Genomic DNA, 17,929 nt, shown 5'->3' with positions numbered 1-17,929 from the left:
AGGTCCTTCGCCGTCGGGTGTCAGAGTTGCGCGAAATGCGGTGCGACCTGCACCGGCTTCGCGAGCAGGCCGGCGGCATGGAACAGGTCGGCGATGCCCTGTTCCTCGGCGATCAGTGCCGGGTCGATCGGCACGGGCACGTTGACGCTGCGGCCGATGTAGCGCCGCGTCGCCTCGATCGGCACGCCGGTCTGCTGCGTCAGCATCCGCGCATAGGACTCGCGGTGCGTTTCGGCCCAGCGGCGGGCACGGGCGAAGCGGGCGGCGAGGTCGGCCAGTTGCGATCGCTTGTCGCGCAGCGCGGCTTCGGTGCCGAAGACGAAACCGATCCCGGGCGCCAGGTCGCGATCGACCGGAAGGATGCGCATGCCGTCGCTGAGTTCGCCGATCGCCGCATAGGGATCCCAGATCGACCAGGCATCGACCGAGCCGCTGGTCAGTGCGGCACGGCCGTCCGCCGGTGACAGGAACTTGATGTCGATCGCGTCGAACGGTTTGCCTGCGCGCTGCAAGCCGGCGAGCAGCAGGTGATGGCCGATCGAACCGCGCGGCGTGGCGACGCGCTTGCCGAGCAGATCGTCGAACGCGTGGATCGACGATCTGCCGGGTACCAGGATGGTGGTCGAAGGGCCCTGTGATCGGAACGCCGCGATCGCCTTCACGCCGGCGTTGGATTGCAGGCTGAAGATGAACGGCGCATCGCCGCCGACGCCGGTATCGATCGCGCCCGCGGCGAGGGCCTCGATCAGCGGCGCGGCGTTGGGGAACTGCGCCCATTCGATCGGATACGGCACGTCCTTCAGCTCGCCCGATGCCGTGAGCAGCGCCTGCACCCCGCCGCGCTGGTCGCCGACCACGAGCGTCCTTGCGGTGGCCTTCGTGCAGGCGGCGAGCAGGCCTGCCGCTGCGACAGCGAGACTGCTCCGGCGGGTGAGACGCAGGTCGAGCATGGCGGTATCCTGAGGTTTGAGAGGGAGATGCACGGTCAGAAGCGCGTGCGCAGCGTGACGCCGTAGGTGCGCGGTTCGCCGACGCCGACCTGCGTGATGCCCCAGGTCGCGTTGACCGTGGAGGTGACCAGATAGTCCTTGTCGAACAGGTTGCGGCCCCAGACCGAAACGTCCCAGGGACCGTCGGCGGCGCGCAGCCCGAGCTGCGCACCGACCAGCGCATAGCCCTTGATGCGTGAGAACGGATCGTCGTTGACGGCCGAGAAGAACGACGAGCGATAGCTGGCGTCCGCGGCGGTATAGCCGATCAGCCGATCGCTGACCGGCGCCTCGTAGCGGGCCTGCACCGCGCCCGCCCATTTCGAGGTCCCGGACAGGCGCTGGCCCGAAATGTCGCACGACGGCTGGTACGATTGCAGGAACGGGCAGATCGCATTGGTGTATCGGAGATACTTGGCATCGGTGAAGCTGCCGGAGCCACTGAACGTCAGTCCGCGCGCCACACTGGCGCGCAGATCGACCTCGACGCCGCGGCTGCGTACCTTGCCCGCGTTGCCAAGATAGCTGATCCGGTTCGAGACGTCGTAGAGATTGGCCTGGTAGTTCTGGTCGATCGTCCAGAACAGGGCGGTGTTGAACTGCACCCGGCGATCGAGGAGCTGCGTCTTGAACCCGACTTCGTACGAATCGACTTTTTCCGGCTCGACGAAGATGTTGATGCCCGCGCTCTGGCGGACGAGATTGATCCCCGCCGACTTATAGCCCCGCGAGTAGCTGGCATAGGCGTGGACGTCGTCGCCGATGTCCTGGTTGGCGCTGAGCAGCCAGGACACCGTCCCCTTTGATCGGCTGGCTTCGTACGCACCGCCGGACGGGGCATAGGCGGCGCGGACCGCGGCGGCGGTCGCCTGATAGGCGACGGGCAGGCTGGAGATCGGCGCAGGCGTGCCGACCTGTACCGCATCGTAACTGCCCGCCTTCTTTTCATAGGTATAGCGCAGCCCGCCGGTCAGGCTGGTGCTCGGCGTGACGTGCCACGTCGCCTGCCCATAGGAGGCGTAGCTGTTGGTCGAGGGGTTGAGATAGCTGAACGTATCGAGGCCGTTCAGCAGCGCATCGGGTGCTGCGGCGCCAAGATACCATTTGGCGGCGTCCTTCCCGAACGACAATTCCTGCGTCAGGTCCGCGCGTTGCCAGAAATAATACAGGCCGGCGGTGTATTCGATGCTGCCGCCACTCGGTGAGGTGAGGCGGAGTTCCTGACTGAACTGCTTCTGGTCCGTCGCGACGGTTGCCTGGCCCAGCACGTCGGCGCCGAACTGGTCGCCGTCCCAATTGGGAATCCACTTCCAGAAGCGCCCCGCGGTTATCGAGGTCAGCGTATGCCCGCCGAGCGTCGCGTCGATCCGTGCGGTGACGCCGCCACTCGGCATCCGTATCGCCTGCGACCCGTTGATATCGGTCTGGCGTCGATAGGGATCGATTGCGATCGGCGTGTAGCCGACCTCCGCGGCATGCTGGTAGAACCCCTTTACGGGCACCCCGTTGTCGCGGATGGTGGGAAGCACCTGGCCGGAGAGATAGAAGCCCATATTGCCGGTCTGGCGCGCATAATCGCCGGTCAGGCGAAAGGTCAGCGCGGTGCTGGGCTTCCACAGCAGGTCGGCCTTGACCGCGACGTTCTCGTAATTGTCCCAGTCCTGATGCTGGGTGGTGTTGTAGACCAGCCCGTCGCGCGCGCTGACCAGGCCGCTCAGGCGGAGCGCGAGCGTGTCGGTGAGCCCGCCCGAGGCGGACGCCTGCGTGCGCATGTAGTTGTGATTGCCGTAGGTGATGTCGGACGCGAACTCGGGCGCGAAGCTCGGCAGCTTGGTGCGGACGTCGATCGCGCCTGCAACGGTGTTCTTGCCGAACAGCGTGCCCTGTGGTCCGCGCAGCACCTGCACGCTGTCGAGATCGAGCAGGTCGTTGATGACCGTGCCCGTGCGTGGCCGATAGACGCCATCGATGTAGAGGCCGACGCCCTGATCCAGTCCGTCGTTGGTACCGCCCGAGTTGGTGCCGAGGCCGCGGATCGTGATCGTCTGGTTGCGGCCGCTGAAGCCCTGGATGCTGACGCTGGGCGCGAAGACGGCAAGCGTCTTGAGGCTGGTCTGCCCACCCACTGCCTCGATCTGCGCCGACGACAACGCCGTGATCGCGATCGGCACGGTCTGCAGCGTCTCGTTCTTGTAGCGGGCGGTCACCACGATGTCGTCGTTGGGCGCGTCGGCCGCCGCGTCCGCAGGTGACGGCAGCGCGGTCGTTGCGCTGGCCGGCTCCTTCGCCCTGTCAGCCGCCTGGGCGATCCCGGACGCGGTCATGGCGATCAGCACCGCAAGGCTCGAAGCAACGGTTTGATGATGGCGAGCGTGCATTGATGATCCCTGATTTAGCGGTGGGAGCGCCGCCGTTGATCGGACGCGCGTCTCCGTTCCCCGCGGCGGCTGCCGCGAGGCGAGGTATGTGCCGGTGCGAGGCGCAGCAGGTCGGCTAGAGGTCGGCTAGTCGGCCCGCTGCTCGGGACGGCCGAGGCCGGTCGTCACCATCCTTTCAGGCCGCGGCCGAGAGTGTGAGCGTCTCGCGGTTGCGGGCCCTGCGCACCGATGCGCGTTCGAACAGCGCGTCGGTGCGATCGGCGAAACTCGGGAAACCGGTGCGATCCAGACCGAGCCCGTCCGCCCAGCGACGAACGACCAGCGCATAGGCATCGACCGCGCCGAACCGGTCGGCGATCAGGTAGGGCGACGACGTGGCGTTCGATCGGGCTTCCAGATCGGCGAGCGCCGCGGCGAAGGCTGCGCGGCCCGGTGCCTCGAGCGCGGCACGGATCGACGGATCGTCGGCGTAGCGTTCGGGACGCCGTATCTGCGCCAGCGCGACATGCACCGTGCTCGCGATCCAGCTCATCAAGGCATAGGCCCGTGCACGGTCGACGGGATCGGCGGGGAGTATGGCTGCCCCCGGATAGCGATGCGCGATCCACGTCACGATCCCGACGACCTCCGGAATCGGCGTACCGTCGACGACGAGCGTCGGGACGCGGCCCTGTGGATTGATCGCCCGATAGGCCGGACCATGCTGCTCGCCGGTTGCGAGACTGATGGAGACGGCCCGGTACTCGGCATCGGCCTCCTCGAGCAGAACGAGTGGTGCGAATGCCGAACTGTTCGGGGCGAAGTAGAGCGAAATCGACGAGGCAGTCGAACCCGCGAGCGGGATGGGGGCCGTCATGGGAGAGTGCCGGGCTTCGAAGCCGCCGATCGCGCGTAGGTCGCCGATACGAGCTGCGATCTGCGCGAATGTTGCGGCGGTGGTCGTTTGTCAGACGGTCCAGCTATCGTCATGTCGCCTCCGACGCCGGCGGGATGCCAGTGCGTATGGCGCCAACAACAGCTTAACTCCTATCCGATCAATATAGATTTGCTCACTGTCCTGATTGATTGGGCTTATGAGTGCGGCATGGCCCTCAATCTCCCTATCGATGTGTTGCGCAGTTTCGTGGCGGTGGTCGATGGCGGGTCGATGTTGCGCGCATCGGAGCGCGTGTTCCTCAGCCAGCCTGCGATCAGCTTGCAGATCAAGCGCCTGGAGGAGCTGCTGCAGATCCGGTTGTTCCGGCGAGAGGGACGGCGGCTCGTGTTGACGACGCAGGGCGACGACGTTCTGGTCCTTGCGCGCGAGATGCTGGCGCTCAACGATTCGATCGTCGCCACGCTCACCGGCGATGCACTGGCGGGGCCCGTGCGGATCGGATTCGTCCAGGATTTCGCCGAGACGCTGTTGCAGGGCCTGCTGGCGCAGCTCGTGGCGCTGCATCCCGACGCACGGCTCGAAGTACGGGTCGGTGGTACGCCGCAGCTGCTCGACCTGCTCGACAGCGACCGGCTCGACATCATCCTCGGCATGGGCGTGGCTGGGGATCCGACCGCGATCCGCGAGGAGCCGATGCGCTGGTTCGGGAATGCCGGCCTGCCGGCGCGCGAAACGATCCCGCTCGCGGTTCTTGAACGACCGTGTCGCTTTCGGGATGCGGCGATCGCGGCGCTCGATGCAGCGGGCCGACCCTATCAACTGGTCGTCGAGACGCCGAGCCTTTCGGTCCTGCGCGCCGCAGTACGCAGCGGGGTCGGCATCACGTGCCGTACGGATCTGTTCGAGGGGCTACCCGAGATCACCGGGCAGGTGCTGCCGACGCTGCCGTCGGTCTCCTACGTCCTGCGCCGGCGAGACCGGCTCGCGCCCGCGGTACTCCACCTCTACGACCTGATCGAAGAGCGTGTACGGAGTATGGGCGTACCCGACCCGGAACTCGCCTGACCCCCTCGCGGCGATCAGGCGCTGCCGGTCCTCAACCGAACGGGCGGTCGATCGAGGGCTGCGGTTCGGTGAACCATGCCGCGCCGCCTTCGGTGACGTGGAAGTGATCCTCCAGCCGGATCCCGAAGCGATCCGGTATGACGATCATCGGCTCGTTCGAGAAACACATGCCCGGTGCAAGCGGCGTGCGGTCGCCGCGGACCAGATAGGCGGGTTCGTGGATCGACAGGCCGATGCCGTGCCCGGTACGGTGCGGCAGGCCCGGCAGGCGGTAATCCGGACCGAGCCCGGCTTTCTCCAACACTATGCGAGCGGCGGCATCGATCGCCTCGCACGGGACGCCGGGGCTTACGGCATCGAACGCGGCTGCTTGCGCCTCGTGTTCGATATCCCAGATCGCGCGCGCCTCGTCGCCGACCTGGCCGAACGCATAGGTGCGGGTGATGTCGGAATGATACCCCTCGACCTGGCAGCCGGTATCGATCAGCACGAGCTGGTCCTCCTCGAGACATTGGTCACCAGGAAGCCCGTGCGGGAAGGCGGTCGCAAGCCCGAACTGCACTGCGCAGAAATACGAACCCGAGGATCCGATCGCGCGGTGTGCTTCGTCGATGAAGCGGATCACTGCGCTGGCGGCGATGCCGGGGTGGAGGATGCGCGCGGCGCGGCGCTGGATTTCGAGGGTCATCGCCTTGGCTTGCGAGAGCAATGCGAGTTCGGCGGGGCTCTTGATCATCCGGCACGCGTCGATCACCGACGCGCCGTCGCCGAGATCAAGACCGGTGGCGGCGAGCGCGGTCGCCATGCCGTAGGGAAGTTGCGGATCGAGCAACAGCCGACCGCTGACCGCGTCGGCGACCAGCGCGTACGGACTCTCATCTTCTTCCCAGAGGCGCAGATCGGCGCCGATTTCGACTGCCGCCTCCAGCGAACCCTGTTCGAAGCGCGGGCAGATCAGGATCGGCGTGCCGTCGACCGGCAGCAACAGTGCGACCAGGCGCTCGGTCGCGCCCCAGGGGACGCCCGCGAAATAGCGCAGGCTCGCCCCTGCGCCGATCAGGATCGCGTCGGCACCCGCCGCCTCGGTAAGCGCGCGCGCCTTGTCGAGGCGCGCGGTGCGTTCGGCCCCGGCGATCCGCGGCGCAGGGTTGGCCCAAGGCGTGAGAGTGGCCAGTTCGTCGGCTGCAGTGGATCCGCCGATGGTCATACGTGACGTCCTTTTTTGCCGAAGCGATTGAGATCGAAGGGCCGAAGCAGCGGCTGTTGCTCGCCCGTCATCAGTGCGGCGACGAGTTGCGCGGTTACCGGTGCCAGCGTCAGCCCGAGATGCTGATGCCCGAACGCATAATACAGGTTCGCGCGTCTGGTCGAGCGGCCGATCGCCAGGAGGTAATCGGGTAGCGTCGGGCGCGCGCCCATCCAGCGCGTAAACGGCCCCTCGATCGGCAGGCCGAGTGCGCGGACATGATGCTCCAGCCGCGCCCACTTGCGCGGATCGGGCGGACCATCGGGATCGCCCAGCTCGACGAAACTGGCAGCCTGCACGCAGTCTGCGTAGCGCGTGACGATCATCGATCGATCCTCGAACACCAGTGGCGGCAGGTCGGCGGGCCAGCCGTCGGCGCGGGCACGGATATGATAGCCGCGCTCGGCGATCATCGGCACGCGGTAGCCGAGCGGTTCGAGCAGCGCGCGCGACCGGACGCCGGCGGTGACGAGGACCCGGTCGACCTTGTGTCCGGCGATGACGATCCGCCCGTCATCGTCGGCAAGCCGCACGTCCTGTCGAACGATCCGGCCGCCGCGCGCTTCGACGGCAGCCTCCAGCGTCAGGGCGAGGCGGCGGAGGTCGTCGATCTGTCCGCTGCCGGTGAACCGGATCGCGCCGCCGACCGGATCGGCGAGGAAACCAAGCCGGTCGAGCAACGCGGGCTCGGCGTCCGCGATCCGTGCCGTACCGATCGCGGTCCGGGACCAGCGTTCGCGACCCGTTTGTGCCTGTAGCGGCGTATCCCAGACGACGACATGGCCGTCCTCACGCAGCAGGTCTCGCGCGCCCAGCGTCTCCACCAGCGCGCGCCAGGCGGGCATCGCGCCGGCCAGTAGCGGCGTCAGCGCAGCCGTTCCCGCGGCGAACCGCGATGGCGTCGATGCAGCGACCAGCCGCGCGGCGAACGGCAGCCAGTGCGCTGCCATCGATGGCGGCAGCGCGAGTGCGCCTCCCACGCCGAACAACCGCTTGCGGACCGAGCGCAACGCGGCAGGCGAAGCGAGCGGCTCGACCTGTTCCACCGCGATGTGCCCGGCGTTGCCCCAGGATGCCGCGTTGTAATCCGCGTCGCGTTCGAACACGCTCACCGCATGGCCGCGATCGAGCAATGCCAAGGCGCAGCACAGGCCGACCACGCCGCCGCCGACTATTCCAACCGTCGGTCCGATTGCCGCCACGTCATTCTCCTGTTGCACCGCATCAATCATTTTCGTATACGATATATATCTTGAAATACAGGAAGGTCGATACCGAATGTCTGTCGAATGGAAGGGCGTATTTCCGGCCGTAACGACTCAGATCCGCGAGGACCTGACCGTCGATCTCGCGGATACCCAACGCGTCGTCGACGACTTGATCCGCGACGGCGTGACCGGGGTGATCGCGCTCGGCACGGTGGGCGAGAATAACTCGTTCGAATATGATGAAAAGGTCGAAGTGCTGACCGCGATCGTCGAGGCCGTTGCCGGGCGCGTGCCGGTCATCACCGGCGTCTCGGAATATGATACGCGCCGCGCGGTCCGCTATGCGCAGGCCGCGGAGAAGGTCGGTGCAGACGGTTTGATGCTGTTGCCGCCGATGGTCTATGTGCCCAAGCCGCACGAGCTGGTCGAGCATTTCAAGGGCGTGGCGCAGCAGGTCGGCCTGCCGATCATGCTCTATAACAACCCACCCGCGTATCGCACGCTGATCGACAACGAGGTGCTTGCCGCGCTGGTCGACGTCGCGAACATCGTCGCGGTCAAGGAATCCGCACCCGACACGCGGCGCTTCTCCGACGTGAAGAACGCCTTCGGTGATCGGTACGTGCTGTTCGCGGGGCTCGACGACGTCGCGCTCGAAGGGCTGTTCCTCGGGGCGCAGGGCTGGGTGTCCGGACTGACCAACGCATTCCCGCGGGAATCGGTCGAGCTGGTCAACGCATTCCAGCGTGGCGATCATGCCAAGGCGATGGAGATCTATCGCTGGTTCATGCCGCTGCTCCATCTCGATGCCGAGCATGACCTGGTCCAGTCGATCAAGCTGGCCGAGCAGGTCATGGGTCGCGGTTCCGAGCGGGTTCTGCCGCCACGCTATCCGCTGGTCGGTGCGCGCAGGGCCGAGGTGATCGCTATGGTCGAGCAGGCAGCGGCGACGCGGCCGACGCTTGCGGCCGCCGAGCCCGTGCTGGCTTCGGCCTGACAGCCATGCGCCACACCTTCTTCTGCATCGATGGCCACACCGCCGGCAATCCGGTTCGCCTCGTCGCGGGCGGGGCGCCGTTGCTGAAGGGCGCGTCGATGTCGGAGCGGCGGCAGGATTTCCTGGCGCGGTTCGACTGGATCCGGACCGGACTCTGCTTCGAACCGCGCGGCCACGACATGATGTCGGGCGGCTTTCTGTATCCACCGACGCGGGACGATACCGATATCGGCATCCTGTTCATCGAGACGAGCGGGTGCCTGCCGATGTGCGGGCACGGCACGATCGGAATGGTGACGTTCGGGCTCGAACACGGGCTGATCCAGCCGGCGATACCGGGCCGGCTGCGGATCGAAGTCCCCGCCGGCATCATCGACGTCGCGTATGAGACGTCGGGGGCGAAGGTGACGTCGGTACGCATCACCAACGTCCCCGCTTACGTCGCGGCGCGCGGGATCGACATCGATGTCGAGGGCATCGGTCCGCTCAGCATCGATGTCGCATATGGCGGCAATTATTATGCGATCGTCGAGCCGCAGGGGCGCTATACCGGCCTCGACGCGCTGGGCGCGGCCGAGATCGTCGCGCTCAGCGGTCGTGTCCGCGAGGCGGTCCGGGCGGTGTTCGAACCGGTCCATCCCCTCGACCCAACGATCCGCGGCGTCAGCCATGTCCTGTGGGCCGACGTACCGCGCAGCGACGGCGCGAATGGCCGTAACGCCGTGTTCTACGGCGACAAGGCGATCGACCGCAGCCCGTGCGGTACCGGGACGTCGGCACGGCTGGCACATCTGGCGGACGGTGGCCGGCTGTCCGTCGGCGACCGGTTCGTCCACGAAAGCTATATCGGCAGCCGCTTCATCGGGCGTGTCGAAGCCGAGACCACGCTCGGCGGTACCGCGGCGATCATCCCGTCGATCGAAGGATCGGCGATCGCGACCGGATTCAACACGATCTGGATCGATCGCGAGGATCCGTTCTGGGAAGGTTTCCAAGTTTCATGACACTTCGGCTATGCCGGTGCGGTATTCCCGTTTCCGGAGCCGTCCCGTCATGAGTATCGTCGTCCGCACCTTGTCCGAACAGGTGTTCGAGATCGTTCGCGAGCAGATCGTCACAGGCAAGCTCGCAGGCCATACCGCGATCCGTCAGGACGCGCTCGCGACCGAACTCGGCGTCAGCAAGATTCCGTTGCGCGAGGCTCTCGCCCGGCTCGAGCAGGAAGGCCTCCTCACCAGCCACGCGAACCGTGGCTATGCGGTCCAGCCGATGTCGGCGGACGAGGCGGACGACATCTTCGCCCTCCGTCTCAGCATCGAGCCGCAGGCCGCCGCCTTTGCCTCGACCGTCGCAAACGACGAGGACCGCGCGATCGCGACGCTCGCGTTCGAGGAACTCGACAGCGCGGCGAGCGAACGGCTCGCGGAGGTCGCGATCCGCAATCGGATTTTCCATACCGCGCTGGTCCGGCCAGGGCGCCGGTTGCTGACGACGCAGATGGTCGAGCGGCTCGCGATCCTCGCCGAACGGTATGTCGTCGCGCATCTGCGGCCCGCGGGGCGCGAGGACCGCGCGCATCTCGAGCATCGGCAGTTGCTCGACGCGTGGCTGGCACGCGACGACGTGCGCATGCTGACGCTGCTGACGAGCCACATTCAATCGACGCTCACCGATCTGCGCATGCAGTTCGACACAGCGCGCGAATAACGATCATATCTTCCGGGGATGGGTAATGTTTGGACCGCGTAAATCGATCGAATCGTCTGCCCATAGCCAGGAACACAGTCTCGCCAAGACGCTGAGCTGGCCGCATCTGATCGCGCTCGGCGTCGGCGCCATCGTCGGCACCGGCATCTATACGCTGGTCGGCGTGGGGGCCGAGCGCGCGGGGCCGGGGGTCATCCTCGCGTTCGTGATCTGCGGCGTGATCTGCGCGTGCGCAGCGCTCGCCTACACCGAACTCGCGACGCTGATCCCGGCGGCGGGCAGTGCCTATACCTTCAGCTACACGGCGCTCGGCGAGGGTATCGCCTGGGTGGTCGGCTGGAGCCTCATCCTCGAATATTCGCTGGCCTGCTCGACGGTCGCGGTCGGCTGGTCGGGCTATCTGGTCGGCTGGATCGAGGCGATCGGGATACATCTACCGCACGCGTTGCTGGTCGGCCCGCACGGTGGCGGTATCGTCAACATGCCGGCGGTGCTCGTGTCGCTCGCGGTGATGGGAATGCTGATCCTCGGCACGCGACAGAGCGCGACGCTGAACATCGTGCTGGTCGTCATCAAGCTGGTCGCGTTGACCATCTTCGTCGTCTACGCCGCGCCCGCGTTCAAGGCCGACAACCTGCATCCGTTCATGCCTTACGGCTTCGTCTCGACCGATATCGGCGGGCACCAGCGCGGCGTGATGGCGGCGGCGGCGATCGTATTCTTCGCATTCTACGGCTTCGATGCGGTCGCGACCTCGGCGGAGGAAACCAAGAACCCGAAGCGCGACCTGACGATCGGGATCGTCGGCTCGATGCTGGTCTGCACGGTGATCTACATGGCGGTGGCGGTCAGCGCGATCGGCGCGCTGCCGTTCACGCAACTCGCCAATTCGCCCGAGCCGCTGGCGCTGGTCCTGCGCCAGCTGAGCCAGCCGTTCGCGGCGCAGCTGATCGCGCTGGCGGCGGTGATCGCGTTGCCGTCGGTGATCCTGGTGATGATGTACGGCCAGAGCCGGATCTTCTTCGTGATGGCGCGCGACGGCCTGCTGCCGCGCGGTCTCGCCAAGGTGAGCAAGCGGACCGGCTCGCCGACGCTGATCACGTTGCTGACCGGCCTGTCTATCGCTGCGGTCGCGGGGTTCTTCCGGCTCGACGAGATCGCCGAGCTCGCCAATGCGGGCACGCTGATCGCATTCATCTCGGTCGGGGTGTGCCTGATGGTCCTGCGCCGCACCGCGCCGGACCGGCCGCGGCTGTTCCGTTGCCCGGCCGCGTACGTCGTCGGTACCGTCACCGTGCTCGGTTGCCTGTACCTGCTCGCGAGCCTGCCGGTCTCGACGCTCGCGCGCTTCGTGATTTGGAATGCCGCCGGGCTGGCGTTGTACTTTGCATACGGCCGCCGCAACAGCGCTGCCTGACCCCGGCAGCAGCCAGCCCGACGCCGCGCCTGCATCAGCTTCGGCGTAACGTCGCCGGGCAGGCGGGGTTTCCACCGCGCCCCCGTCGATGGCCCATGCAGGTCCGAGTGCTATCGATTTTCGGGGGCGCGCGGGGCGGGCTTTGGAAAGCCATGCCCATCGCCACGGGGCGTGAATTTTCGTTACGCATCCGTGTTGCAGCTCTGCAACATATTTGTAATGTTTTGCTACCCGGATTGAAAAGCCGACAGGAAAGGTGTCCTTCCGACCCATAGTAAACGCTTAGGTTCAGAGGGTTCTTTAGTATGGTTGGCATCTCGATCCGGAAGTCCGGGTTGTTCGTTACGGCGTCCACGGTCGCGTTCGTACTGGCCTCGGCGGTTCCAGCCGCAGCGCAGACGGCAACGCCCGTAGACGCGCAGACGCAGGTTCCGGGCACCGATACCGCTGCCCCGGTTGGCTCCGATACGACGACTGGCGCGGTAGCGCAGACGGTTGCACCAGACGCGAATGCGGGGGGCGAGATCGTCGTGACCGGTTCGCGTATCGCGCGCCCGACGCTCAATTCGCCGATCCCGGTGACGACGGTGACCCAGGCCGATCTGACGCGAACCGGCGCGATCGTCATCGGCGACGTGCTCAACGACCTGCCGTCGCTGCGCTCGACCTACAGCCAGGCGAACTCGACGCAGTTCATCGGCACCGCCGGCATCAACCTGCTCGATCTTCGCGGCCTCGGGCCATCGCGTACGCTCGTGCTCGTCAACGGCCGCCGCCACATCACGGGTTCGACCGGCGAGTTCCTCGTCGATACCAACACCATCCCGACTGACCTGATCGACCGTGTCGACATCGTCACCGGCGGTAGCTCGGCAGTCTATGGCTCGGACGCGATGGCAGGCGTCGTCAACTTCGTGCTGAAGCGCAATTTCGACGGCGTGTCGCTCAACGCCCAGAGTGGGATCGCTGACCGCGGCAACCGTGGCACGTATCGCCTGTCGGGCACTGTCGGCAAGAATTTCGCCGATGGTCGTGGCAACATCGCGCTCGGTCTCGAATATAACCAGGCCGACCTGCTTACCTATGCCGACCGCCCCGAGCTGACGGGCATCTACGCCGGTCGCAGCCAGTTCCAGCGCGTCGCGACCAACGCGTCGGGCCAGCCGCAGCGCACGTTCCTGAACGGGATTCGCAGCTTCGGCTATGACAATGGCGGCAACTTCATTCCCTACGCCGATGGTAACTTACTCGGTTGCAACGACGTCGCGGGAGCCTGTCGCGCGAACGGCGCGCCACGCGTATTCGGCTTCAGTCCGACCGGCGCGTTGTCCGAATATAATTACGGAACGGACCTGCGGCCCGTCGGTAACAACAGCAATCAGAACGGCAGCGGCGCTACCTTGCGCGACAAGGGTACGCTGAACCCTTCGTTAAAGCGTTACGTCGCGAATTTGATCGGCCATTACGACGTGTCGGACGCGTTCAAGCCATTTTTCGAGGCGAAGTTCGTTCGTGTCGAGAGCTTCGCGCAGGCGACGGGTACGTTCAACCAAGGCGGAACGCAGGGCGCCGATGCCGAAGGTGAGACGTATCTCGCCGGTGGTATCCCGATCGCCTTCGACAACGCGTTCCTCAATCCTCAGGCTGCGGCGACGATCCGCTCGTTGATGCCCGCCGGTTCCGAGTATTTCCGTCTCAACCGCAACAATTCCGACCTGGGGACGCGCGACGAGGCGGACCGCCGCGACACGTATCGGATCGTGGTAGGTGCCGAGGGCAACTTCAACGACGACTGGAAGTACGACTTCTCGGTGAACTACGGCGAATTCCGCACGAAATCGAAATTCTACAACAACCAGTTCCAGTCGCGCTTCTACAACGCCATCGATGCCGTCCGGAACGGTGCAGGCCAGATCGTATGCCGTATCAACCAGGCTGCGGTGACCGACCCGTCATGCGCGCCGCTCGATATTCTGGGCGAGGGCCGCGCAAGCCAGGCTGCGTTGAACTACATCAACACCACATCGAGCAGCGTTGGCAAGGCGACGGAGTTCGACGTCAATGCCAACGTCGTCGGCGACAGCTCGCAGCTCTTCGAACTGCCCGGCGGCCCGGTCCGGTTCGCGATTGGTGGTGAGTATCGTCGTGAAACCGCGCGCAATGCCTATGATGATACGATCAAGGGCGGTGATACGTTCTTCAACGTCATCCCCGACTTCCGTCCGCCGGCGTTTGCCGTGAAGGAAGCGTATGGCGAGCTGGAAATTCCCCTGCTCAAGGACATCAGCTTCGCTAAGGAGTTGACGGTCAACGCGGCGGGTCGCGTCGCCGACTACAAGGGCTCCACGGGAACCGTCTACGCCTACAACTTCGGCGGGATCTACGCGCCGATCAACGACATCAAGTTCCGCGTGAACTATTCCCGATCGGTCCGGGCACCCACCCTCGGCGATCTGTACGCCTCGAACAGCCAGGATTTCGCGCAGCTCGAGGATCCGTGCGACGTCAACTTCATCAACACCGGCCGGTCGACGCGGGCGGCGAACTGCGCGGCAGCGGGCGTCCCCACGAACTTCGTCAACAGCGTGGCACGCGCAGGCTCCACGGAGATCCTGTCGGGCGGCAACCCCACTCTGCAGGCCGAGAAGTCGCGGAGCTGGACCTATGGGGCGATCTTCCAGCCGAGCTTCCTCCCGGGCTTTGCGCTCACGGTCGATTACTATGATATCAAGATCAACAAGGTCATCCAGGCGGTCGACGCACAGACCATCCTGGATGCGTGCTACGACGCTCCGACGCTTGGCAACAGCTTCTGCAGCCTGATCAATCCGCGCCAGGCCAACGGTCTGTTCGCACGACCAGCCCTGTTGCAGAGCACAGTCAACTTTGCCGCGCTGAAGGCGAAGGGCATCGATTTCGACGCGAGCTACAACCGCCGGTTCGGCGCGGACACCAAGGCGGCGGTCCGTGTCGTCGGTACGTGGGTCCGCGACCGTACCGACTTCCCGTATCTCGACGAGCCAGGCCGGCCCGATCGGGTCAAGGGCGAGCTCGGCGATCCGATCTGGAACGTCAACGCATCGGTCGACCTGACGCACAAGAACTTCACGCTCGGCTATCAGGTTCGCTACATCGGCCGTCAGTCGATCACCGACTGGGAAGCGCAGCACGACACCAACGGCGTTCCGGCGCTCAACCCGAACTATGCCGACGTCGTGTACTTCCCCAAGGTGTTCTACCATGCGGTTCGCGCATCGGTCGACGTCGACAAGCGTTTCACGCTGTACGGCGGCGTCGACAATCTGACCGACAAGAAGCCGCCTTACGGCCTGCTCGGCAATGGCGACGGCGATGCGATCTACGACAACATCGGTCGCGCGATGTACATCGGGGCTTCGGTGAAGCTCTAAGCTTCGCAGGCGTCACGAAGGACACATTCGCTACGAGGCCGCTACGAGGCGGGGCTGGTAACCACCGGTCCCGCCTTTTCGTATGTTGAAGGTTTTCGGATCGGATGGCTTCCCCGTGAGGTTCGATCTGTCCTAGACGAGGATCATGACCTTGCTTCGCACCCCGTCGTCTCCACGATGATCACGCTCGGCTTCGGCGTCGTGATGCTGGCGGGCGCGCTCCTGCTGGCGTTTGTCGTGGCGGGTGGTGCGCTGCTGTTCCTGGGGCTGCGTGCACGGGCGTCGGCGGCCGAGACCGTCGAGACCAATACGGAAATGCAGGCGCTGCTCGACGGTTCGCCCGCGCTCGTCACGGTGATCCGTTCGGGTGGGCGGATCGAGATGTCGCAGCGGATGGCGGACTGGCTTGGCCTGGATACGCCACCTCGGTCGCTGGCCGAGCTGGCGGCGGGCGGGACGGGACTCTCTCCCGAAGACGCCGCGCGGCTGATTGCCGACATCACCGCGGCGCAGCGGTCGGGGCGGCCGTTCGTTCGTTCGGTCAGGCTGATCGGGTCGACGCGCGCGATCACGTTTCGCGGCGGCCGCGCGCCGGGCGAAATGGGCGCGGCCGGCGCGGTACTGCTCTGGGCGTTCGATGCGACCGACAGCGAGGCGGAGATTGCGCGGCTCGGCGCCGAGACCGAGCGGCTGGGTGCCGCGTACGAATCGCTGACCGGGCTGATCGAGGCGGCGCCGATGCCGATGTGGTACCGCGCGACCGATCTCCGGCTGGCGATGGTCAATACGGCGTATGTCGATGCGGTCGAGGGGCGCGATGCCGCCGACGTCGTCGCGCGTGGGCTTGAACTGGTCGAGGGATCGGGGCGCGGTGGGCCTTTGGCTGGTGCAGCGGTCGCGCGCGAGCAGGGACGGCCGCACCGGCAGGTCTTGCCGGCGACGATCGATGGCGCGCGGCGGTCGTTGCAGATCTACGACGTGCCGTTGTCGAGCGGCGGCGTCGCCGGGTTCGCGATCGATATCGAGGAATTGGAGCAGGCGCGGTCGGGGGCGAAGCGCTTTGCCGAAGCCCAGCGCGCGATGCTCGACCGTCTGTCGGCAGGCGTCGCGCAGTTCGGCGGTGATCGCTCGCTCGTCTTCTGCAACCAGCCATTCCGGCGGATGTTCGCGATGCGGAGCGAATGGCTCGCCGATCGCCCCGAATTCGATCGCGTGCTGGAGCGGATGCGCGAAGCGAACCGCCTGCCCGAGGTGCGCGATTTCCCAAGCTGGAAGGCCGAGCGGCGCGACTGGTTCATGCAGACGAACAGCTCCCCCGGCGGCGGCGCGATGGAGGAGAACTGGCATCTGCGCGGCGGCACGCATCTGCGCGTCGTCGCGCAGCCCTTGCCGGACGGCGGCTTGCTGCTGATCTTCGAGGACCGGACCGAGCAGGTCCAGCTGGCGAGCGCACGCGACACCCTGCTGCGGGTGCGGACCGCGACGTTCGACAACCTGTTCGAGGCGCTCGGCGTGTTCGCCGCAGACGGCCGGTTGCAGCTCTGGAACAACCGGTTCCGCGCGCTCTGGGGCCTGGAGGAGGAGTTCCTCGCCTCGCATCCCCGCGTCGATGCGTTTGCCGAGGCAGCGGGAGCCAAGCTCGCGACGCCCGGCCGCTCGGCGCTGATCCCCGATCTTGTCCGGTCGGCGACGGTCGGGCGGCAGCAGCGCGGCGGGCGCGTGGCGTTTGCCGACGGGCGGCATTTCGAGTTCGCGGGCGTGCCTTTGCCCGACGGGAATGCGCTGTTCACGATGCTCGACATCACCGACAGCCGTCGCGCGGAGCAGGCGTTGCGTGACCGGGCAGACGCGCTTGAGGCGACCGACAAGGTGAAGACCGCGTTCGTCGCCAACATGAGCTACGAGCTGCGCACGCCGCTGACCTCGATCAGCGGTTTCGCGGAGATGCTGCATGGCGGATATGCCGGCGCGCTGACGCCGCAGGCCGAGGGCTATGTCGGGGCGATCCTCGAGTCCGTCGAGCGGCTGGGGTTGCTGGTCGACGACGTGCTCGATTTGACTCGCGCGGAGAGCGATCGTGCGGAAACCGATCGCAGTGACGTCGATCTGGCGACCACCGTGCGCGCGGCGGCGGAGACGATCTTGCCGTCGGCCAAGCGACGCAAACTCGATTTCGCGATCGAGGTGGCGCGCTCGACGGGCCGCGTGAACGGCAACCCGAAGCGGCTGAAGGAGGTCGTCGAGCACCTCCTGCGGCATGCGGTCGCGGCGACGCCCGATGGTGGGCGCGTGCTGCTGCACACCGACGGCAACGCTACGACCGCGCGGATCGTGGTGTCGGACGACGGGGTCGGGATGGATGCGGAGGCGGTGGCGCATGCATTCGACCGGTTCGCGGAGTCGAAGCCTATGGGGGATCGGGCGCTTGGCTTGGGATTGCCGTTGGCCAAGCAGTTCGTCGAGGCGCATGGCGGCACGATCGAACTAGTGTCCGAACCCGGCGCCGGCACGCTGATCACCGTAGAATTGCCACGTCGATGAGCGCCAATCTTCTGCTCCCTCTCCCCTCCGGGGAGAGGGTCGGGGTGAGGGGCTGCCAAGCAGTGCAGCGCCTGGAACAGCCCCTCACCCAACC

The 17,929-nt window shown here is 66.2% G+C and carries 12 protein-coding genes; 7 read left to right on the top strand and 5 right to left on the bottom strand.

The annotated features are described in order from the left end of the window. Window positions 1-20: 20 nt before the first annotated feature. The 3 genes from IFR23_RS09270 to IFR23_RS09260 all read right to left on the bottom strand — a co-directional run bounded on the left by IFR23_RS09270 (window position 21) and on the right by IFR23_RS09260 (window position 4,223). Window positions 21-950, bottom strand: a complete 930-nt coding sequence (locus tag IFR23_RS09270) for an ABC transporter substrate-binding protein (protein ID WP_192975609.1) — start codon at window positions 948-950, stop codon at window positions 21-23. 35 nt (window positions 951-985) lie between these two features. Further along, a complete protein-coding gene (locus tag IFR23_RS09265; RefSeq protein WP_192975608.1) occupies window positions 986-3,367 on the bottom strand; it encodes a TonB-dependent receptor in 2,382 nt (793 codons plus the stop codon). Between the two features lie 175 nt (window positions 3,368-3,542). Continuing rightward, on the bottom strand, window positions 3,543-4,223 hold the full coding sequence (locus IFR23_RS09260; protein WP_192975607.1) for a glutathione S-transferase family protein: 681 nt from the start codon (window positions 4,221-4,223) through the stop codon (window positions 3,543-3,545). A gap of 228 nt (window positions 4,224-4,451) precedes the next feature. Between IFR23_RS09260 and IFR23_RS09255 the strand changes: the two genes are divergently transcribed. After that, the gene (locus IFR23_RS09255) at window positions 4,452-5,309 is read left to right on the top strand and encodes a LysR substrate-binding domain-containing protein (RefSeq protein WP_192975606.1); all 858 of its coding nucleotides are present in this window, start codon (window positions 4,452-4,454) and stop codon (window positions 5,307-5,309) included. Between the two features lie 31 nt (window positions 5,310-5,340). Here the strand turns inward: IFR23_RS09255 and IFR23_RS09250 are convergent, their stop codons facing one another. Continuing rightward, the gene (locus IFR23_RS09250; RefSeq protein ID WP_192975605.1) at window positions 5,341-6,516 is read right to left on the bottom strand and encodes a M24 family metallopeptidase; all 1,176 of its coding nucleotides are present in this window, start codon (window positions 6,514-6,516) and stop codon (window positions 5,341-5,343) included. Beyond that, window positions 6,513-7,757, bottom strand: a complete 1,245-nt coding sequence (locus IFR23_RS09245) for an NAD(P)/FAD-dependent oxidoreductase (RefSeq protein ID WP_342344916.1) — start codon at window positions 7,755-7,757, stop codon at window positions 6,513-6,515. Before IFR23_RS09245 ends, IFR23_RS09250 begins: the two co-directional genes overlap by 4 nt. A 76-nt stretch (window positions 7,758-7,833) precedes the next feature. On the opposite strand from IFR23_RS09245, the gene IFR23_RS09240 reads away from it, so the two are divergent. The 6 genes from IFR23_RS09240 to IFR23_RS09215 all read left to right on the top strand — a co-directional run bounded on the left by IFR23_RS09240 (window position 7,834) and on the right by IFR23_RS09215 (window position 17,835). Next, window positions 7,834-8,760 (top strand): dihydrodipicolinate synthase family protein, encoded by a 927-nt coding sequence (locus IFR23_RS09240; RefSeq protein ID WP_192144580.1) that lies wholly within the window; start codon window positions 7,834-7,836, stop codon window positions 8,758-8,760. Between the two features lie 5 nt (window positions 8,761-8,765). After that, window positions 8,766-9,764, top strand: coding sequence for a 4-hydroxyproline epimerase (locus IFR23_RS09235; RefSeq protein ID WP_192975603.1), 999 nt, complete (start codon window positions 8,766-8,768; stop codon window positions 9,762-9,764). Between the two features lie 49 nt (window positions 9,765-9,813). Beyond that, window positions 9,814-10,467, top strand: a complete 654-nt coding sequence (locus IFR23_RS09230) for a GntR family transcriptional regulator (RefSeq protein WP_107962524.1) — start codon at window positions 9,814-9,816, stop codon at window positions 10,465-10,467. A 25-nt stretch (window positions 10,468-10,492) separates the two neighbouring features. After that, entirely contained in the window at window positions 10,493-11,884 is a 1,392-nt protein-coding gene (locus IFR23_RS09225) for an amino acid permease (RefSeq protein ID WP_192975602.1), read from the top strand. A 305-nt stretch (window positions 11,885-12,189) separates the two neighbouring features. Continuing rightward, on the top strand, window positions 12,190-15,294 hold the full coding sequence (locus tag IFR23_RS09220; protein WP_192975601.1) for a TonB-dependent receptor domain-containing protein: 3,105 nt from the start codon (window positions 12,190-12,192) through the stop codon (window positions 15,292-15,294). Between the two features lie 177 nt (window positions 15,295-15,471). Then, a complete protein-coding gene (locus tag IFR23_RS09215; protein WP_192975600.1) occupies window positions 15,472-17,835 on the top strand; it encodes a sensor histidine kinase in 2,364 nt (787 codons plus the stop codon). Window positions 17,836-17,929: the final 94 nt, after the last annotated feature.

The sequence above is a fragment of the Sphingomonas sp. CFBP 13603 genome (assembly GCF_014892665.1).
Taxonomy (GTDB): Bacteria; Pseudomonadota; Alphaproteobacteria; order Sphingomonadales; family Sphingomonadaceae; genus Sphingomonas.
The sequence above is the reverse complement of the archived record's forward strand: the minus strand, read 5'-3'. Positions and strand labels throughout refer to the sequence as shown.